Raw genomic sequence first — 18,742 nt, forward strand, 5'->3', positions numbered from 1 at the left:
GGCGGGCGATACTCCTCCGCACATTGACAATCTCCGCGGACTGAGAGGGCGCCTCAGAGCCGTCCCATCAACAGCAGCACCATAAGCACCACCAGCACCACGCCGACAATACCCGAGGGCCCATAGCCCCAGGAGCGCGAATGCGGCCAGGCCGGCACCGCGCCGATGAGGATAAGGACCAGGACGATGATGACTATGGTGGTGATCGGCATGAGAACCCCGCAATTCGACTTTTCGCCCAAGAACAATGCAAAAGGCCGCCCGGTTGTTCCGGGCGGCCTTTGCCGGTCAAATCGGCAATGATCTATTCGGCGGCTTTCGGAAAGGCGATATCCGGCCCGGCTCCGGCATCCCGCCCTGGCGCATCGGTCGATGAAATCTCGACCTTGCCGCGCCGGAACAGACGGCTGATCAAGCCGCGCCGTGCGCCCGGTTTGATCTTGGCGCGGGTGAACACCATCAGCATCGACGGCGTCACCACCAGCGTCAGCACCGTGGCGAAGGACAGGCCGAAGACGATCGCCGAGGACAGCGAAATCCACCATTGCGTCGACGGCGCGTTGATCGTCGTCTCGTGATGGAAGATTTCCAGCCCGAGGCCGAAGGCGATCGGCAGCACGCCGAGAATGGCCGACACAGCCGTCAGCACGACCGGGCGGGCGCGCTCGCGGCAAGTCTGCAGCACCGCCTCGACCTTGTCCCAGCCTTCTTCACGCAGCCGGTCATAGGTGTCGATCAGCACGATGTTGTTGTTCACCACCACGCCGGCCAGAGCGATGACGCCGATGCCCGACATGACGATGCCGAACGTCTCGCCGGTTATCAGCAGCCCGAGGAACACGCCGATCGTCGCCATGACCACGCAGGACAGCACCAGCCAGACGCTGGTGAACTTGTTGAACTGCGCCAGAAGCACCAGGAAGATCAGGAAGATCGCCGCCCCGAAGGCCTTGCTGAGGAAGGCGCTGGCTTCGGCGCTGTCCTCGTTCGAGCCGGCCAGCTTCCAGCGGATGCCGCTGCCTAGATCCATGTCGGAGACGGCCTTGGTGACCTGTTCCTGCACAGCCGCGACCTGGACGCCGGCGGCGACGTTGGCCTGGACGACCACCGTACGCGCGCCGTCGATGCGGTTGAGGATGCCGACCGTCGGCTCCGGCTTGCGCACGACGAAGTTCGAGATCGGCACCGAGCCTTGTGAGGTCTGCACCCTGAGTTCGTCGAGCGTCGACAGCGTGCGCCGGTCTTCGGGCAGGCGCAGCCTTATGTCGACCGCGTCGTCGGCGCCGGCGGGCCGGTATTCCGAGAGCTTCAACCCGTTGGTCACCAGTTGCACCACCGTGCCGACCGAGGTTGGGCTGATGCCGTACTGCGCCGCCTTGGCACGGTCGACCTCGAGCGCCCAGTCGACACCGGGCGGCGGCAGGCCGTCGGAAATATCGATAACGCCGGGCACCTTGCCGATGCGCGCCGCAACCTCACGGGCCTTGTCGTCGAGCCCCTTGGGGTCGACGGCCGAAAGCCTGATCTGGATCGGCTTGCCGGTCGGCGGACCGGCTTCCGGCACGCGCACCTCGACATCGACGCCGGGGATGCCGGCCATGACGCCGCGCAGATCGTCCAGGATGTGGTTCGCCGACTTGCGCTCGCGCCAGTCGATAAATTCGTACTGGATGACGCCGACGACGTCTTCGGGGATATCCTGGCCGCCGCCTTGCGTCTTGCCGACGCGGGTGTAGACCGACTTCACACCCGGCCAGCCGAGCAGCCTGTCTTCCGCGATCTTGGTCGCGGTATCCATTTCGGCCAGCGAAAGATTGCCGCGCGCATGCACGTAGAGCAGGCCATAATCCGGCTCGACATTCGGGAAGAACTCGACGCCGGCGCCGTATTTCGAATAGGCAAAGCCGACGCCGAACAAGAGCGCGACGGTCAGCACCAGCACGGTGATGGGGAAGCGCACCGCCTGCTTGACGATCGCCATGTACCAGCCGTCGCGATTGTCATCCTCATGATGCGGTGGAGCCTTGGCGAAGATCGCACCCAGCGTCGGCGCGAAGACAAGCGCGTAGAGCATCGAGGCCGATAGCGTGACGATCAGCGTGATCGGCATGTACTTCATGAAGTCGCCGATGATGCCCGGCCAGAACAGCAGCGGTGAGAAGGCGGCGATGCGCGTCATCGTCGCGGCGATGACCGGACCGGCCATGCGCTTGGCGGCGAGCGCGAAGGCTTCCTCCTTCGGCATGCCCTCGCTCATCCGCCGTTCGGCGAACTCGGTGACGATGATGGCATCGTCGACCAGCATGCCGACGGCCAGGATCAGGCTGAACAGCACGATCATGTTGATCGTGTAGCCCATCATCGCCAGCAGCAGGATGCCGATCAGGAAGGACGACGGAATCGCTAGCCCGATGAGCAGCGAGGCGCGGCCGGACAGCGCGTAGAGGATGACGATGAACACCAGGATGACGGCGATCATCACATGGTTCTGCAGGTCGCCGAGCAGCTGGTTGACGAAGACCGACTTGTCCTGCGTGTAGGTGACGTTCATGCCCTCGGGCATCGACTTGACGAACTCGTCGGACACCGTTCGCACCTTGGCGATGGTGTCGATCAGGTTGGAGCCGATGCGCTTCTTGACTTCGATGGCGATGGCCGGCTTGCCGTTGAGACGGGTCACCGTCTCGGCATCCTTGAAGGTCGAACGGATCGTCGCGATGTCCTTGGCCTGCACCACGGCATTGGGGCCGGCGACCACCGGCAGAGCGGCGACATCCTCCGGCGTTTCGATCAGCGACGGCACCTTGACGGCGTATTTGCCCTCCGGGCCTTCGATATTGCCGGCGGCGACCAGGCTGTTGGAGTTGCCGACCGCACCGATCAGCTGATCGAGCTGCAATCCATACGAAGACAGCTTCATCGGATCGATGACGACCTCGACGAGATCGTCGCGCGCACCCTGCAGCGAGCCCTCGAGAACACCGGGAACCTCCTCGATGCGGTCGCGCAGTTCACGCGCGGCGGCGGTCAGCACGCGTTCGGGCAGATTTCCCGAGAGCGTGACGACGAGCACGGGGAATTCGGAAATGTTGACTTCGGTGACGACAGGTTCTTCCGCCGCCTGCGGCAGGTCGGCCTTGGCGTCCTGCACCTTGCTGCGCGTGTCCTGCAGCGCGGTGGCCAGATTGGTCTGCGGCTGGAATTCGACCAGCACGTAGCCGCCGCCCTGGAAAGCGGCCGAACGCATCTCCTTGAGGCCCTTCAGGCTTTTCAGCTTGCTTTCCATCGGCCGCAGCAGAAGCCGCTCCGAATCCTCGGGCGAAATGCCCTGGTAGATCAGGCTGACATACATCATCGGAATCGGAACGTCGGGCTCCGCTTCCTTTGGCGTCGCCTGATATGCGACCCAGCCCGCCAGCAGAAGGAAGACGAGGACCGAAATGGTCAGGCGGGCATTGTTGATTGCGAGTCTGACGATATCCATGGCTAACGCCTGTTCTTGATTTTTTTCACGAGCTGCGTCGCAGCCGATTGTCCCCGCCCAGGGCTAGTCCGTCGCGATCTCTTGCTACTGCGTGCCGGCCGTCGCTTCGCCGAGCAGCTTCTTGATGATCGCCTGGTCGGCCTCGACCGGATTGACCAGATCGCCTTCCTTCACCAGTTCCTGGCCGGCGACGATGATGCGGGCGTCGGCCGGTATGCCGCCGAGGACGAGGCCGGTCGGCGTGTCGTCGACGAGGTCGATGGGGAAGAACGCCACCTTGTTGTCCTTGCCCACGGCACGGATGCCGAGGTCGCCCTTGTCGCCGAGCGTCACAACCGAGCGCGGCAGCAGCACCGCGTCGGTCGGCTGTGCGTTGAGCGCGATTTCCGCCGTCATGCCGGCCGGCACTGAGCCGTCGGCATTGGGGACGGCAACCTCGACGCGGAAGGTGCGGGTCGCCGACGAGGCGTCGCGGCTGATGTAGCGCACGGTGCCTTGGACGGTCTGGCCGCTGACCAGCCGTATGGTGGCCTTGTCGCCGAGCTTGAGGTAGCCGAGATCGCGCTCGCTGACTTCGCCGCGGGCAATCACCGGATCGAGCTTGAGGATGGTCGCCACCTCGCCGCCTTGCATGATGGAGCTGCCAAGTTCCACCGGCACCCGGTCGATAACGCCGTCGAAAGGCGCCTTCACCTCGTTGCGGTCGAGTTCGGCCTGTGCCGTTTCCAGTTGCGACTGCGCCGAGGTCAGGTTCGAGCGCGCGGTGTCGAGCTGCAGCTTCGGCAGATTGCCTGATTTCATCAGCCGCAAGGCTGCGTCCAGCTCGGCCTGACGCTGCACCACCAATTGCTTGGCGTTGTCGACCATCGAGATCTTTTCTTCCGCCGCAAGCATCAGCACCAGATCCCCCGTCTTGACGTGATCGCCTTGCTTGACAGGCAGCTTGTCGATGACACCGGCGACGCGCGTCGCCAGCACCGCCCGCTTGTCGGCTTCGGTCAGCCCGGAAATGCGGATGGCGCGTGCATAGGTCTTGCGTGGCGGCGTCACCACAGCGACCGTGCGCAGCGGTGCCTTCGGCTCGGCTTCCGCCGGCTTCGGCTTCGCCGCATCGGGCGCCTTGGCCTGTTCGGCTTCGGCTGCCTTGGCTTTGTTGGCGGCTACGCTGCCGACTGACGAAAACTCGCCTGTCGCCATCCATGCCGCGAAACCAATGAGCACAACAACGGCTGCAAGCTTGTGAAACCTGATTCTCATCGTCGTTTTTTCCACTGCGGGTTCGGCCAGCGTCCTCATAACGCGGGCGCGTCGCCGATATGGGTGCGCGCCGGGCCGTGTTCAATTTGCCGTGATCGGCGAAGCGCGCTTCTACATCAAAGTTGCACCGCAATATAGTCTGAAAGTTGCAAGATCATTGCGCCACCGGGCAAGATGCGCCCGCCGCCGCCCAGTTTTCGATCGCTTGATAGGTCGCTTCGGCGGAGCCCGGAGCCGGTTCACGACCCGATCCCGGCGCCCAGCCCCAGGCGACCAGTCTGTCGTCGCGAACATGCACCGCGATGTCCTTCAAGCTGCGGTTGCCATTGCGCAAGGGATCCTTGATCTGGGCGCAGATTTCGGCCGAGGACTTGCCGAACCAGGCCATCTCGGCTGGCGCCAGATGCCAGTTCTCGGCCCCGGGCGGCCCGTGCAATGCCCTGGAATTGCTGGAGAAATGGCAAGTCATGCAACGCAGGCCCGGACTGCCGAAGCCCGACCCGTCAGCACCGCGCTGGACATTGAAGGCGTGCACGCGCGTGCCGCCGTAATGCGCACCCGACCAGCGCGGTCGCTCGTCCGCGACATGACAGTCAGCGCAGCGCGGATGCGAGAACACCGCATAGACCTTGTCCCATTCGGACAGGGCTTTTGCTGTGTCGACTGCCACCGGCGCCGGCGTCTGGCTCTCTTGCGCGATCGCAAACGATGCTGCGAGCACAAGCATGGCAGCAGGCGTCAGCATGATGACGAGCTTCTTCATGCGAAGGCCACCGTTTTCGACAGCGGCAGCGTGCGGATGCGCTTTCCGGTGAGCGCGAAGATGGCGTTGGCGAGCGCCGGAGCCGCCGGCGGTGTGCCGACCTCGCCGACGCCGCCCATCCTGTGGAAGTTTTCCAGGATGGCAACTTCGAATACCGGGCACTGGAAGATCCGCATGGCGTCGAAATCGTGGAAGTTCGACTGTTCGACCATGCCGTCGGCGAAGGTGATTTCCTGCCCCATCGCCGCCGAAAGACCGTAGATGGCCGCCGAGATCAACTGCGCCTCGATGATGCCGGGGTCGAGCGCGGTGCCGACATCGGCGGCGATCCACACCTTCTCGATGCGGATGCCGGCCGGCGTGTCCGCCACCTGGACGATCTCGCCGACCCAGCTGCCGAAGGACAGCGTGAAGGCCATGCCCCTGGCCTTGCCGGCGGGCAGCGCCTCGCCCCATTTCGCCATCGCGGCGACTTTCTCCACCACCTTCACCGCCGAGGGATAAGCGGCCATCAGTCTCTTGCGCATCTCTACCTGATCGATTTTTCCGGCAATGGCGATCTCGTCCATAAAACCCTCGTGGAAGAAGCCGTTGACCGAGCTGCCGACCGAGCGCCAGGAGCCGACAGGGATGGAGACCGGCGCCGCGACACCAGTGACCCGGTAATTCGGGATGGAGTAGGGTTGGTCGTAGGCGCCATCGACGATGGTCTTGTCGGGACCGAGCGGCGATATCGAGGGGAACAGCCGGCGCAGCATGCCGGCAATCACCGATGGCGAGGCCATCTTCATGTCGACGGCCACTGGCATGCCATCGTCGCCGAGCCGCGCCTGGAACTTGCCTATTGCGGCTGGCCGGTAGGCGTCGTGGCGCATGTCTTCTTCACGCGTCCAGGTCACCTTGACCGGACGCCCGCCCGTCTCCTTCGCCATCAGCGCGGCGCACAGTGCGTAATCCACCTCGACGCGCCGGCCGAAACCGCCGCCCATGAAGGTGGTGTGCACATTGATCTTGTCCTGCCCGATGCCGACCGCGTTGGCGCAAAGCTGCCGCACCAGGGTCGGCGCCTGGTTCCCGCACCAGATGTCTAGCGCGCCGTCCCTGAGCTGCGCCGTGGCGTTCATCGGCTCCATCGTCGCATGCGCCAGATAGGGCACGGCATAGTCTGCCTCGACGATCCTTTCGCGGGGCGCGTCGGCAAAAGCGGTATCGACGTCGCCATTGTCGCGCATCACCGACCCCTTGGTGGCAAGCGCCTGCTTCAGCACATCTGAAATGGCGGCGCTGCCGAGCGGGTATTCGGGATCGGACCACTGGGCGTCGATCGCCTCGGCCGCCTTGAACGCCGCCCATGTATTGTCGGCGATGATGCCGAAGCCATGGCCGTAATTCGTCTCGAGCGGCACGATCTTGATCACGCCGGGCATTTTTTCGGCTTTGGAAAGGTCCGCCTTGACCAGCTTGGCCCAGAAGCGCGGGCTCATCTTGACCGTGCCGTAGAGCATGTCCGGCAGCCTGACATCGATGCCGAAGATCGGCGCCCCGGTCACCTTGGCCAGCATGTCGATGCGCTTTTGCGGCTTTCCCAGCAGCTTCCAGTCGGCCCGGTCCTTGAGCCTGACTTCGGCCGGCGACGCCATCGCGGCGGCGGCCGCGGCGACCGCGCCATAGGTCAGCGACTTGCCCGACGCCTTGTGCAGGATCGAACCGTCGGCCGTTTTCAGATCGGCGGCGGCGACACCCAGTTCTTGCGCCGCAGCCGCGATCAGCATCTGTCGGGCGACTGCACCCGCTTGCCGCATCTTGTCAAAACCATCGCGTGTCGAAGCCGAACCACCGGTGCCCTGCAGGGCAAGGAACTTGCCAACCACGCCGAGACCCGAGCGCACCGCTTGCGCCGTCATGCTCTCGTCGAAGAAGGCGAACGGACCGCCCTCTTGAAGGATCGCGGCGTTGTAGTAGGCATGGGATGCTGGTCCATGCTCGACCTTGACCCGGTCAAGGCCGACATCGAGCTCTTCGGCGACCATGGCCGCCAGCGTCGTCGAGATGCCTTGCCCCATCTCGGCGCGCGGCGCGACGATGGTGATGGTGTTGTCGGCGCCGATCTTCACATAGGGGTTGAACGTCGCCTCGCCCTTGCCGAGTTCGGCCTCGAGCGGGTTCGGAAAAGGCTTGCGATAGTAGTAATAGCCGACGGCAACGCCGCCCGCGACAGCGGCAGCGCCGATCAGAAACGTGCGGCGGGCGATCTTTCCGACACTGGCCATGGTCAGAGACCCGCCGTCTTGAGCGCCGCGGCCTTCTTGATGGCCGAGCGGATTTTGGGATAGGTGCCGCAGCGGCAGAGATTGCCGCCCATGGCATTGTCGATGTCGGCATCGCTTGGGTCGGCGACTTCATCGAGCAGCGCCACCGCGCTCATGATCTGGCCGGCCTGGCAGTAGCCGCATTGCGCGACTTGTTCCTCCAGCCATGCCTGCTGCACCGGATGCAGTCCGCCTGCTGTCCCGATGCCTTCAATAGTGGTGACGGCGCCGCTGACCTGCCCAACCGGGAGTGAGCAGGAACGCACCGGCTGACCGTCCACATGCACCGTGCAGGCGCCGCAGGCGGCGATGCCGCAGCCGAATTTCGGCCCGGTCTTGCCAATGAGATCGCGCAGCGCCCACAGCAGCGGCATGTCCGGATCGGCATCGATATCGAATGACTGCCCGTCGACGGTAAGGCGCATGGGGATACCCTTTGTTGTCGTCCGCTGCCAAGGGCGAAGCGTCCTCTCGGCCATTTCACCTAATACAGATTGACAAATTTCGTCATTTTGTCAAATAGGATTTTGCAGGATAGAATTGCTCCATGAACCAGATCGAAGACATCACCGCCACAGACCCCAAACGCGTCCGTATCCTGGATGGCGCGATGAAGGTGTTTTTGGCCTATGGTTTCTCGCGCACCACCATGGACGATATCGCCCGCGCCGCAGACATGTCGCGCCCGGCGCTCTATCTCCTGTTCAAGAACAAGACCGACATTTTCCGCGCCATCGCCATGATGATCCTGTCACGCTCGGTCGAGGCGGCAAAGATTGCCCTATCCGGCGATGGCCCTTTCACCGAGCGCATGATGCGGGCCATCGACGAGGCATTCATCTCGATGATGGGCGCGGTCGTTGCTTCGCCGCACGGCGCCGAATTGCTGGACATGAAATCGAGCCTTGGCGATCTGGTGGGCTGCTGGCGCGGCGGGCTTGGCCAACACATCAGCGCCGCGATAGAGCGCGAGGCAGCCAGGAACGGCGTCGACCTGGCGGCCAGAGGCCTGTCGGCGCAACTGCTTGCCGACATGCTGCTCGACGGGCTGGAAGGCATGAAGGCGCGGATCAGAGATCCGGAGGGGCAGCGGCAGGCAGCCGCTGCCCTGATCAGGGTGATCGACCTGACCTTGAAAGCTCGATGAAACCAGTATCGGGTTTTCAGTTCAGGCCCGACGGCGAACCACCTCCGGATTTTTGCGCACAGCGAGGAATTCCTTGACCCGCCGGCCAGGTGCCGGACCGCGCACCGGCTTGAAGCCGTCATCGAGTTCGCCGGAGAGATCGAGCGTCGGTCGCTTGCCGACGGCCTCGTAATTCTCTTCCAGCCAGTCGCTGGCGGCGGTGCGGCCGAGATCACGCAGGTAGGTCAGGAACGCCCATTCGGCGTTGACCTTCGAGGACGCCGACAGGTCCTTGAATGCCTCATCGGCATCGATGCGGTGCATGCGGATGTCGTGATACTCGCCATGCGGCAGACGGCCGGCGGCGATCAGTTCCTTGACGAAGGCGATCGAGCGGAATTCGCGCAGCAACCCGGCGTTGAAGGCGATCTCGTCGATGCGGTTCTGGATCTCGTTGGCGCTTCTTGGTGTTCCCTCCCGCACCACCGGATTGATCTGCACCAGAAGCACGTCCTCGGTCGCAGCCGTCTTGAAGAACGGATAAAGCGCCGGGTTGCCGCCATAGCCGCCATCCCAATAGGGCACCCCCTTGATCTCGACAGCACGGAACAGTTGCGGCAGGCAGGCCGAGGCCATCACCGTGTCGAGGTCGATCTCGCCATCGGAAAAGACGCGCAACTGTCCGGTCTCGACATTGGTCGCCGAGATGAACAGTTCCATCGACTTGCAGGCGCGGACATTGTCGAAATCGATCTCCTGCTGCACCACGTCGCGCAGCGGGTTGAGGCCGAGCGGATTGGCGACATAGGGCGAGAACACCCGCGACATGGTGTCGAAGAAGAGATAGCCAGGCGTATTCTCGATCGACCAGTTGCCCCAGGCGACATCCCACGGCATGCGCTGTACCGGGCTGAACCGACCCTTGGCCGCCACCGCGCGCCAGAAATCGTCAAGTTTCTGCCGCGCTCCCTCGACACCTCCGCGCACATATCCGTCGGCCAGCGCCACCGCGTTCATGGCGCCGGCGCTGGTGCCGGACACTGCTGATATTTCCAGCCGTCCATCCTCCAGCAGGCGGTCGAGCACACCCCAGGAAAAGGCCCCGTGCGAGCCGCCGCCCTGAAGCGCGATGTTGATCTTCTTCTTTGTCTCCTCCGCCTTGCCGTTTTTGGTCATGGCGTCGTCCTTGGTTCGTTTTGGATGGATGAGAAGATTTTGCGCCTCACGCGGCGGTCCAGCCGCCATCGACCGAGAGATGCGTGCCGTTGATCTGCACTGCCGCGTCCGAGCACAGGAACACCGCCGCTGCCGCGATCTGCTCCACCGTGACGAATTCCTTGGTCGGCTGCTTGTCCAGCATGACCTCGCGGATGACGGTCTCGCGATCCATCTGATGGGCTTTCATCTGGTCGGGGATCTGCGCCTCGACCAGCGGCGTCAGCACATATCCGGGGCAGATGGCGTTGCAGGTGATTTTTTCACGCGCCAGTTCGAGCGCAACGGTCTTGGTCAAACCCATGATGCCGTGCTTCGCCGAGACATAGGCCGATTTGAACGGCGACGCGACCAGGCCGTGCGCCGAGGCGATGTTGACGATCCGGCCACCGCCGGCCTCCTTCATCAGCGGGATCGCGGCTGCAACGGTGTGGAACGCCGACGACAGGTTGATGGCGATGATGGCGTCCCATTTCTCGATCGGAAAGTCCTCAACCGGCGCGACATGCTGGATGCCGGCATTGTTGACGAGGATATCGACCGATCCGAATGTCTCAGCCGCCTTGGCGATCAGCGCCCGGCATTCGGCCGGTTTCGACATGTCGGCCTTGATGTAGGCGGTTTTCACCCCGTGGTGTTTGGCGATCGCATCAGTGATGGCGTGGTCGGCGGCCGTGTCGGAGAAAGAGTTGACGACGACATTATGGCCTTCGGCCGCCAACGCGTGGGCGATGGCCAGGCCAATGCCCGATGTGGAGCCGGTGATGACTGCGGTTTTTCTGGCGGCCAAGGGCGGAGTCCTCTGGTTGCGGCAAGAGCGAGTTTATGTTGCACTGCAGCATATATGCTCAATGCGACGCAATAATAGCGGCCAGAATTTTTGAGGAGATGAAATTTTCGTCATGAGCGGCCACACGGCCGCTCACCAGGAGGATATCGTTTGGATCGCCGGTCGCTCGCCAGGCGCCGATAAGCCTCAGGCAGCCAGCTCCGGCACCGGCCCGACATAGCGCGACTGCGGGCGGATCAGCCGCCCGGTCGTCTGCTGTTCGCGCGCATGCGCGATCCAGCCGGCGACGCGCCCAGCGGCAAAGACATTGCTGAAGGTTTGTGGCGGAAAGCCCGCCGCCTCCAACAGCAGCGCGGTGTAGAACTCGACATTGGTCTGCAGCGAGCGCGACGGCTTGGCGATCCGCAGCACGTCGAGCGCTACCTGTTCCACTGTCTCCGCGAATGCCAGCCGGCGGCCGGTTTCGCCCTCGCCGCCGAGTTGCCGCACGACGGCCTTCAGCACATCGGCGCGCGGATCGCGCACACGGTAGATGCGGTGCCCGAAACCCATGATGCGCCTGCCGTGCGAGATCTCGTCGCGAAGCCAGCCGGCGGCATCGCCATGCGCCTGGATCGCATCCAGCATCTCGATCACCGGACCGGGCGCCCCGCCATGCAGCGGCCCCTTTAGCGCGCCGAGCCCGGCCAGCACGGAGGATGTCAGGCCGGCCTGCGTCGAGGCCACCACGCGCGTCGCAAAGGTCGACGCATTGAGCCCATGATCGCAGACGGTCACGAGATAGGTATCGAGCGCCTTCGCCAGCGCCGTCGAGGCGACGCTGCCGCTCAGCATCTTCAACATGTCGGCGGCATGATCGGCGCGGCTGTCCGGCGCGATCGGCTGCTCGCCGCGCCGCAGGCGCAGCAGCGCCGGTGTCAGCACGGCAGGTGCCGCTATCAGCCGCAATGCGTCCGTCAGCGTGTTGCCGTCCGGCAGCAGCGCCATGCCGGCGCGCATGGCGCTGTAAACATCGAGCGACGCCAGCAGGGGCAGCGAGGGCAAGAGCCGTTCGAACACCTCGGCGCGTGCCTGGCCCAGTGCCCGCGTCAGTTGCGCCTCATCGGGAAGGTCGTCGAAGAAGCCGTCGAGCAGCAGCCGCATCACCTGGGCATAGTTCAAGCGGCCGGCCAGCTCCGGCAGCGAATGACCTCGGATCGTCAGACGGCCACCAAGACCATCCACATCGGAAAGCACGGTTTCCGCCGCCACCACGTCATCGAGCCCATTCGCCATAGCCTGTCTCCTTGAAGCATTTCCGGATCGGAGATAGAGATGGGCAACGTTTCCATCAATCTTGATCAATAGAATCAATATCAGGGCTCGATATGTCCGAGTGGTTGTCCCGGGAAGAGGCGCTTGAGCGCCTCAAGGTGCGGGCGCAGACGCTGTACGCCTATGTCAGCCGTGGGCGCATCGGCATGCGGCCCGACCGCGCCGATCCGCGCCGCAGCCAGTACCGCGCCGACGATATCGCCGCACTGGCGACCCGCCGGGCGCGCGGACGGAGCCCATCAGTCATCGCTGAAAGCGCCATTGCCTGGGGCGAACCCTCAATCGCAACGGCGATTTCGACCGTCTCGCACGGTCGGCTCATCTATCGCGGGCAGGACGCCGCAGTGCTCTCCGGGCACGCCACACTGGAAGAAGCCGCCGCCATTCTCTGGGCTCTGCCGGAACCGGTGGCTTTCGAAGCACCGTCGCCGGATGTGCCCCATCAAGCCGGCCGGGCCTCGGCTTTTGCGCAACTTGCCGTGCTTGCCGGCCAAGGGCGCCCGTCGCTTGGGCGCAACCGGGCCTCGCTGCATGCCGATGCCGCGCACGCTGTCGGCGTGCTGGTCGCCGCGCTGGGCGCACCGGCAGGACCAGATCCCGTCCATCAGCGGCTGGCGCAGGCCTGGTCGGTGGACGCCGGCGGCGCCAATGCGATCCGCCGCGCGCTTGTCCTGCTTGCCGATCATGAACTGAATGCGTCGACCTTCGCCGCGCGCGTCGCAGCCTCGACCGGCGCGCCGCTGGCCGCTTGCCTGCTGGCCGGGCTCGCGACGCTGTCAGGCCCTCGCCATGGCGGTGCCGGCGAGGCGGTGATGCAACTGGCCGAGGATGCGGCCCGACATGGCGCCGATGCGACGATCCGGCGCTGGCTCAGCCACGACCGGCCATTGCCGGGGTTCGGTCATCAGCTCTATCCCGACGGCGATCCCCGGGGCGCCGCGCTGCTGTCGGTGATCGAGGTTGACGGCACACTATCGTCGCTGCGCGACGCTGCCCTTGCCGCGACCGGCGCGCTTCCCAACATCGACTTTGGGCTGGCAGCGCTGACGCGCAGCCTTGGCTTGCCGCGCGATGCGCCGTTTCGCCTGTTTGCGCTCGCACGCAGCGTCGGCTGGGCCGAGCACACGGTCGAACAGATAACAAGCGGAAGTGTCATCAGGCCGCGCGGCCGCTATGAGGGCGTGCTGGTGTAGGGTTGCAAGAGCGCCAAGCGCTCAGGACATCGTGTCGAGCTTGCGCTGCATGGCCGCGATCTGGTCCTTCAGTTCCTGAAGATCGTCGGGTTTTTCTGACGTTTCCTTCCTGGCCGGCTCGGGCGACGGCGCGGCGGCTGGCGCGGTGCCGGCGGGCGGGAACGGCGTGAACAGCCGCATCGCATTCTGGAACATTTCCATGTTGCGGCGTGTCTGTTCCTCCAGCGCCTTGATCGGCGTGGTGATCTTCATCATGTCGAGCGGCGACTTGCCGATCGCCCCCTTCATCTGCTCGCGAAAGCGCTCCTGCTCCTTGGAAAAGGCAAGCATCGACTGTTCGAGGAAGCTCGGCACGATCATCTGCATCTGGTCGCCGTAATAAGCGATGAGCTGGCGCAGGAACGGGATCGGCAGCATGTTCTGCCCGTCCTTGTTCTCCAGTTCGAAGATGATCTGTGTCAGCACCGGATGCGTGATGTCGTCGCCGGTCTTGGCGTCCTGGACGGTGAACTCCTCGCCCTTCTTGACCATCTCGGCGAGGTCCTCGAGCGTCACATAGGTGCTGGTGCCGGTGTTGTAGAGGCGGCGATTGGCGTATTTCTTGATGATGATCGGATCGTCTTTAGCGGCCATCTACATCCTCCCGGGGACACCGGCGCGCCTCTGAGCAAGCCGCCGATAACGATTGTGCCTTTTTTTTGAGGATATGCGCAAAAGCTTCACAATTCCAAGCAGTTTGTGCAGTGCGGGATCACTAAATGCTGCATAGCAGGCAAAATATGCTGCGCAGCAATGGACGAATGGTCGCCCTGGCAAGGCACGGCCTGCTTGCGGCGCATGGGCGCCATGCCCATTTCCGGTTTGACTTGGGGTTGGGAAAGGGCAAGAAAAGTCCCCAACGACAGAGCAACACCCTTGAAGTCTGGAGAAGAAAATGTCCGCTTCCATCGTCATTGCCAGTGCGGCGCGCACGCCGGTCGGCTCCTTCAACGGCGCCTTCGCCGCCACCCCTGCGCATGAACTCGGCGCCGTCGTCATCAGGGAATTGCTGTCGCGTGCCGGTGTCGAACCAGGCGAGGTCGACGAGGTCATCCTCGGCCAGGTGCTGACCGCCGCGCAAGGCCAGAACCCGGCCCGCCAGGCATCGATCAATGCCGGCCTGCCCAAGGAAACCACAGCCTGGGGCCTCAATCAGGTTTGCGGCTCGGGCCTGCGTGCCATTGCGCTCGGCATGCAGCAGATCGCCATCGGCGACGCCAAGGTGATCATCGCCGGCGGCCAGGAATCGATGTCGCTTTCGACGCATGCCCAGCACCTGCGCGCCGGCGTCAAGATGGGCGACTTCAAGCTGATCGACACCATGATCAAGGACGGGCTGTGGGACGCCTTCAACGGCTATCACATGGGCAACACCGCCGAAAACGTCGCGCGTCAGTTCCAGATCACCCGCGAAGACCAGGACCAGTTCGCGCTCGCCTCGCAAAACAAGGCCGAGGCCGCGCAGAAGGCCGGCAAGTTCAAGGACGAGATCGTCGCCGTCACACTCAAGGGCAAGAAGGGCGACACCATTGTCGACCAGGACGAATACATCCGCCACGGCGCCACGCTTGACGCCATGACCAAGCTGAAGCCGGCCTTCGACAAGGACGGCACGGTGACCGCCGCCAACGCCTCCGGCATCAATGACGGTGCCGCCGGCGCGCTGCTGATGAGCGAGGCGGAAGCGGTGAGGCGCGGCATCACCCCGCTGGCACGCATCGTGTCCTGGGCAACCGCCGGCGTCGATCCGCAGATTATGGGCACCGGCCCGATCCCAGCATCGCGCAAGGCCTTGGAAAAGGCCGGCTGGTCGGTCGGCGATCTCGACCTTGTCGAGGCCAACGAGGCCTTTGCTGCACAGGCCTGCGCCGTCAACAAGGACATGGGCTGGGATCCTTCGATCGTCAACGTCAATGGCGGCGCCATCGCCATCGGCCACCCGATCGGTGCTTCCGGCGCCCGTGTCTTCAACACACTGGTCTTCGAGATGCGCCGGCGCGGCGCCAAGAAGGGGCTGGCCACCTTGTGCATCGGCGGCGGCATGGGCGTCGCCATGTGCATCGAAGCACTCTGAAAAAGAAGTGAGTAGCGAATAGGGAGTAGTCAATAGGGAAGAATTGCGTCAGCGCGACGGGACGTAGATCCCTACTCGCTATTCGCTACTCCCTATTCGCTCTCCCGACCAAAGGGAGGGAACACGCATGACCAAGGTAGCAATCGTCACAGGCGGATCGCGCGGCATCGGCGCGGCGATCTCGATCGCATTGAAGACCGTCGGCTATTCGGTTGCCGCGAACTATGCCGGCAATGACGCCGCAGCGGCGAAATTCAAGGCCGAGACCGGCATTCCGGTCTACAAATGGTCGGTCGCCGACTATGATTCCTGCGCCGCCGGCATCAAGCAGGTCGAGGCCGATCTCGGCCCGGTCTCGGTGCTGGTCAACAATGCCGGCATCACCCGCGACGCCATGTTCCACAAGATCACGCGCGAGCAGTGGAAAGAGGTCATCGACACCAACCTGTCCGGCGTCTTCAACATGACGCATCCGCTGTGGAGCGGCATGCGCGACCGCAAGTTCGGCCGCGTCATCACCATCTCGTCGATCAACGGCCAGAAAGGCCAGGCCGGCCAGGTCAACTATTCCGCCGCGAAGGCTGGCGACATCGGTTTCAGCAAAGCCCTCGCTCAAGAGGGAGCTCGCGCGGGCATCACCGTCAACGTCATCTGCCCTGGCTACATCGCCACCGAGATGGTCAAGGCGATCGACGAGAGGGTGCTCAACGACCGCATCATCCCGCAAATCCCCGTCGGCCGCCTCGGCGAACCGGAAGAAATCGCGCGCTGCGTCGTCTTCCTCGCATCCGAAGATGCAGGCTTCATCACCGGCTCGACCATCACGGCCAACGGTGGCCAATACTTCGCCTGACGACAACCACGTGGCTTGAATGTGCACGTGCCGGCGGTGTCGCCGGCACGTTCGTCTTTAGACGCAACTGCTCCGATACAGCGCCGGAAGTTGTCCGGCGCCTCGAGCTCAGGCGACCAGCTTGAACTCGCGTCTCACCGCCTGCTTGCGCACGCCCGGCCGCGACGACGCCGGCAGCTTCGCCATCTCGGCCCGGCTGAGACCTGACAATTTCATCGAGATCCTGCGCTTGACGAACGGCATCATGTTGACGACGCCGAGCACGAAATTGCGCAAGACGCGCCGCAGCGGTGTGCGGACAAGCGCCATGCCTGTCAGCCTGCCCGCCAGTTCGATCACCTCTTGTGCCGCGGGACGCCGAAGCGTCTCGTAGAGGTCGAGTTCGCTTTCCGGGCGGACACCGTTGATCACGTCGCCGAGCAGTTCTCCCAGCACCACGGCATCGATCAGGCCGGTGTTCATGCCTTGGCCGCCGGCTGGGCTGTGCACATGGGCGGCGTCGCCCATGACAAACAGGTGCCCCTGGCGGTAGGACTTGGCAAGGCGGTGATGCACGCGGAACCGTGTACTCCAGGTCAGGTCGAGCACCTGCGCCGGGCTGGCCGACGGGCCGCGACTGTCGAGCAGCGCCTGTATGTCGGCAATGCCAGGCCGCTCAGGCGCCTCATCCATGGTCGCTACGATGCGATATGATCCGTCCGGCAGTGGCGCGACGACGACCAGTCCGGCCGGGGAGAACAGCAGCGACACCTCCGTTGGCCCGAGCGGCCAGTCAAGGCGCACGTCGGCGAGTACAAAAGACCCTGCATAGGCCTCGCCATCGAAGCCTATGCCGGCGGCCTCGCGTACCACGCTGTGCATGCCGTCCGCACCGACGACGTAACGCGCCGAGATCGTCTTTTCGCGACCATTCTGGACGACCGTGACGTGTGCGCCATCGACCCCCTGCAATACCTCCTTCGCCTCGACGCCGCGATGGACGACACCGCCCAACCCGGCGATGCGCTCAGTGAGGATCTTCTCGGTTAGGTTCTGCGGAATCATCAGCACGTAGGGATACGCCGAGGGCAGGCTCGAGAAATCGAGGTTGATTAGGACCCGGTCGCGATCACGTATGGCGAAGTTGTCAAGCTTCAGGCCGAGTTCGACCAGCCGCCCCGTGACGCCAAGCGGCTCGAGTGTCTCCAGCGTCTGCGCGTGGATCACTCCGGCACGTGAGGTGTTGAGGCCTTCGGCGAGGCGGTCGACCACGACGTGATCGACGCCTGCCTGATGCAGGGCAATGGACAGCGCCAGGCCGGTCGGGCCGGCGCCTATGACCAGGACTTCGGTGGTATCAGGCAGCATTTTCTCTCTCCGTTTGTCAACGATTGGTGACTTTTATCTTGGGCGCTTGAGTTTGTCAACGCTCGTTGATATTTGATTTTCATGAGCACGAATCATTCGAAAAAACCGAGCAAGTCGGATCGCACCCGAGGGCAAATCCTGGATGCCGCCAGAGATCTGTTTGCCGAGCACGGCTATGACGGCGCGTCGATCCGCGATGTCGGGACCCGCGCCTCGATCGATCCGGCCATGGTGATCCGCTATTTCCGCAGCAAGGACGAATTGTTCGCCCGGGCGGCACTCGTCGACCTGCAACTGCCGGCACTTCGGGTGATCGACCCGGCCACCGTCGGCGAAACTTTGATCAGGCGGTTTCTCGAAGTCTGGGAAGGCCCGGCCAGCGGACCCGGCATGGCAATTCTGCTGCGTTCCGCGGCGTCGAACGAATTCGCCGCTGAAAAAATGCGCGAGATATTCGCCAACCAGGTGAGGCCGGTGGTTGCGGCGGTCGGCGATCTCGCCGACGCCGGTCGAAGGGCCGGGCTCATTTCGAGCCAGTTGCTGGGTTTGGCGATGTGCCGATATGTGCTGCGGCTACCGCCCGTCGTCGCTCTGTCACACGACGAGATCATCCGGAACGTCGGCCCTGCGCTGCAACGCTATGCCACTGGAGAGGACACGGCCTGAACCAGCGGTCCGGCCGGACCGGTCAACATGCGGCGGCTGCACCTAGCCAAAGCATGCAACCAATCTGTGCCGAAGCAGCACGCGGAGGTTAACAGCCACCCGCCGCCCTGTGCGAAAGCTGCTTCGTAACCTGTGGATTTTCGTGGATAAGCTGTTCACAACACAAGATATTGGGGTGAACAAATCGGGAAAATCACGCCATCGCTGATTCGTCGCCGATTCGTTCCGGCTATGAGCCGAACGTTAACGACGACAGCCGGAATCGCCTGCCCAACTGCTTAACGCAGGTTAAGAAAGATCAACAATTTCATC

The 18,742-nt window shown here is 63.8% G+C and carries 16 protein-coding genes; 5 read left to right on the plus strand and 11 right to left on the minus strand.

All coding sequences use genetic code 11. The features are described from left to right. Positions 1–53: 53 nt before the first annotated feature. The 6 genes from AC0L3E_RS08680 to AC0L3E_RS08705 all read right to left on the minus strand — a co-directional run bounded on the left by AC0L3E_RS08680 (position 54) and on the right by AC0L3E_RS08705 (position 8,238). Complete coding sequence (locus tag AC0L3E_RS08680; protein WP_023810914.1) at positions 54–212, minus strand: DUF3309 family protein; 159 nt, start codon at positions 210–212, stop codon at positions 54–56. Positions 213–304: 92 nt separating this feature from the next. Continuing rightward, entirely contained in the window at positions 305–3,484 is a 3,180-nt protein-coding gene (locus AC0L3E_RS08685) for an efflux RND transporter permease subunit (RefSeq protein ID WP_473604619.1), read from the minus strand. Positions 3,485–3,568: 84 nt separating this feature from the next. Then, entirely contained in the window at positions 3,569–4,741 is a 1,173-nt protein-coding gene (locus AC0L3E_RS08690; protein WP_473604620.1) for an efflux RND transporter periplasmic adaptor subunit, read from the minus strand. A gap of 154 nt (positions 4,742–4,895) precedes the next feature. After that, on the minus strand, positions 4,896–5,504 hold the full coding sequence (locus AC0L3E_RS08695) for a hypothetical protein (RefSeq protein ID WP_127323174.1): 609 nt from the start codon (positions 5,502–5,504) through the stop codon (positions 4,896–4,898). Continuing rightward, the gene (locus AC0L3E_RS08700; RefSeq protein WP_473604621.1) at positions 5,501–7,774 is read right to left on the minus strand and encodes a xanthine dehydrogenase family protein molybdopterin-binding subunit; all 2,274 of its coding nucleotides are present in this window, start codon (positions 7,772–7,774) and stop codon (positions 5,501–5,503) included. The genes AC0L3E_RS08695 and AC0L3E_RS08700 overlap by 4 nt, the downstream gene beginning before the upstream one ends. 2 nt (positions 7,775–7,776) lie before the next feature. Beyond that, positions 7,777–8,238, minus strand: coding sequence for a (2Fe-2S)-binding protein (locus AC0L3E_RS08705; RefSeq protein WP_013529191.1), 462 nt, complete (start codon positions 8,236–8,238; stop codon positions 7,777–7,779). A gap of 122 nt (positions 8,239–8,360) precedes the next feature. Here AC0L3E_RS08705 and AC0L3E_RS08710 point away from each other — a divergent pair, with 122 nt between their 5' ends. Further along, on the plus strand, positions 8,361–8,960 hold the full coding sequence (locus tag AC0L3E_RS08710) for a TetR/AcrR family transcriptional regulator (RefSeq protein WP_128309416.1): 600 nt from the start codon (positions 8,361–8,363) through the stop codon (positions 8,958–8,960). A gap of 21 nt (positions 8,961–8,981) precedes the next feature. Here AC0L3E_RS08710 and AC0L3E_RS08715 read toward each other — a convergent pair whose 3' ends face one another. The 3 genes from AC0L3E_RS08715 to AC0L3E_RS08725 form a co-directional block, all read right to left on the minus strand. Then, positions 8,982–10,115, minus strand: coding sequence for a patatin-like phospholipase family protein (locus tag AC0L3E_RS08715; protein WP_473604622.1), 1,134 nt, complete (start codon positions 10,113–10,115; stop codon positions 8,982–8,984). Positions 10,116–10,161: 46 nt separating this feature from the next. After that, positions 10,162–10,944: a 3-hydroxybutyrate dehydrogenase gene (locus tag AC0L3E_RS08720; protein WP_473604623.1), complete on the minus strand. Its 783-nt coding sequence runs from the start codon at positions 10,942–10,944 to the stop codon at positions 10,162–10,164. 186 nt (positions 10,945–11,130) lie between these two features. Beyond that, a complete protein-coding gene (locus AC0L3E_RS08725; protein WP_128363397.1) occupies positions 11,131–12,219 on the minus strand; it encodes a citrate synthase/methylcitrate synthase in 1,089 nt (362 codons plus the stop codon). Between the two features lie 92 nt (positions 12,220–12,311). Between AC0L3E_RS08725 and AC0L3E_RS08730 the strand changes: the two genes are divergently transcribed. Continuing rightward, complete coding sequence (locus AC0L3E_RS08730) at positions 12,312–13,451, plus strand: citrate synthase (protein WP_127270162.1); 1,140 nt, start codon at positions 12,312–12,314, stop codon at positions 13,449–13,451. Positions 13,452–13,472: 21 nt separating this feature from the next. On the opposite strand, the gene phaR is transcribed toward AC0L3E_RS08730, so the two are convergent. Beyond that, a complete protein-coding gene (gene phaR, locus AC0L3E_RS08735; RefSeq protein ID WP_027037157.1) occupies positions 13,473–14,084 on the minus strand; it encodes a polyhydroxyalkanoate synthesis repressor PhaR in 612 nt (203 codons plus the stop codon). A 301-nt stretch (positions 14,085–14,385) separates the two neighbouring features. Between phaR and AC0L3E_RS08740 the strand changes: the two genes are divergently transcribed. Both AC0L3E_RS08740 and phbB read left to right on the plus strand, forming a co-directional pair. Continuing rightward, entirely contained in the window at positions 14,386–15,564 is a 1,179-nt protein-coding gene (locus AC0L3E_RS08740) for an acetyl-CoA C-acetyltransferase (RefSeq protein WP_127809042.1), read from the plus strand. Positions 15,565–15,691: 127 nt separating this feature from the next. Beyond that, on the plus strand, positions 15,692–16,417 hold the full coding sequence (phbB, locus tag AC0L3E_RS08745) for an acetoacetyl-CoA reductase (protein WP_023814310.1): 726 nt from the start codon (positions 15,692–15,694) through the stop codon (positions 16,415–16,417). A gap of 108 nt (positions 16,418–16,525) precedes the next feature. Here phbB and AC0L3E_RS08750 read toward each other — a convergent pair whose 3' ends face one another. After that, positions 16,526–17,764 carry an FAD-dependent oxidoreductase gene (locus tag AC0L3E_RS08750; RefSeq protein ID WP_473604624.1) on the minus strand — a complete coding sequence of 413 codons (1,239 nt, stop codon included), beginning with the start codon at positions 17,762–17,764 and terminating at the stop codon, positions 16,526–16,528. Between the two features lie 81 nt (positions 17,765–17,845). Between AC0L3E_RS08750 and AC0L3E_RS08755 the strand changes: the two genes are divergently transcribed. After that, positions 17,846–18,430 (plus strand): TetR/AcrR family transcriptional regulator, encoded by a 585-nt coding sequence (locus AC0L3E_RS08755; RefSeq protein ID WP_127327643.1) that lies wholly within the window; start codon positions 17,846–17,848, stop codon positions 18,428–18,430. Positions 18,431–18,742: the final 312 nt, after the last annotated feature.

It is taken from the genome of Mesorhizobium sp. WSM4822, assembly GCF_055811155.1.

Excerpts from the sequence above, each read along its gene's own strand:
- AC0L3E_RS08700 (WP_473604621.1), bottom strand. The coding sequence starts at position 7,774 with ATGGCCAGTGTCGGAAAGATCGCCCGCCGCACGTTTCTGATCGGCGCT.
- AC0L3E_RS08740 (WP_127809042.1), top strand. The coding sequence starts at position 14,386 with ATGTCCGCTTCCATCGTCATTGCCAGTGCGGCGCGCACGCCGGTCGGC.
- AC0L3E_RS08750 (WP_473604624.1), bottom strand. The coding sequence starts at position 17,764 with ATGCTGCCTGATACCACCGAAGTCCTGGTCATAGGCGCCGGCCCGACC.
- AC0L3E_RS08755 (WP_127327643.1), top strand. The coding sequence starts at position 17,846 with ATGAGCACGAATCATTCGAAAAAACCGAGCAAGTCGGATCGCACCCGA.
- AC0L3E_RS08695 (WP_127323174.1), bottom strand. The coding sequence starts at position 5,504 with ATGAAGAAGCTCGTCATCATGCTGACGCCTGCTGCCATGCTTGTGCTC.
- AC0L3E_RS08685 (WP_473604619.1), bottom strand. The coding sequence starts at position 3,484 with ATGGATATCGTCAGACTCGCAATCAACAATGCCCGCCTGACCATTTCG.
- AC0L3E_RS08705 (WP_013529191.1), bottom strand. The coding sequence starts at position 8,238 with ATGCGCCTTACCGTCGACGGGCAGTCATTCGATATCGATGCCGATCCG.
- AC0L3E_RS08690 (WP_473604620.1), bottom strand. The coding sequence starts at position 4,741 with ATGAGAATCAGGTTTCACAAGCTTGCAGCCGTTGTTGTGCTCATTGGT.
- phbB (WP_023814310.1), top strand. The coding sequence starts at position 15,692 with ATGACCAAGGTAGCAATCGTCACAGGCGGATCGCGCGGCATCGGCGCG.
- AC0L3E_RS08680 (WP_023810914.1), bottom strand. The coding sequence starts at position 212 with ATGCCGATCACCACCATAGTCATCATCGTCCTGGTCCTTATCCTCATC.
- phaR (WP_027037157.1), bottom strand. The coding sequence starts at position 14,084 with ATGGCCGCTAAAGACGATCCGATCATCATCAAGAAATACGCCAATCGC.
- AC0L3E_RS08725 (WP_128363397.1), bottom strand. The coding sequence starts at position 12,219 with ATGGCGAATGGGCTCGATGACGTGGTGGCGGCGGAAACCGTGCTTTCC.
- AC0L3E_RS08730 (WP_127270162.1), top strand. The coding sequence starts at position 12,312 with ATGTCCGAGTGGTTGTCCCGGGAAGAGGCGCTTGAGCGCCTCAAGGTG.
- AC0L3E_RS08710 (WP_128309416.1), top strand. The coding sequence starts at position 8,361 with ATGAACCAGATCGAAGACATCACCGCCACAGACCCCAAACGCGTCCGT.
- AC0L3E_RS08715 (WP_473604622.1), bottom strand. The coding sequence starts at position 10,115 with ATGACCAAAAACGGCAAGGCGGAGGAGACAAAGAAGAAGATCAACATC.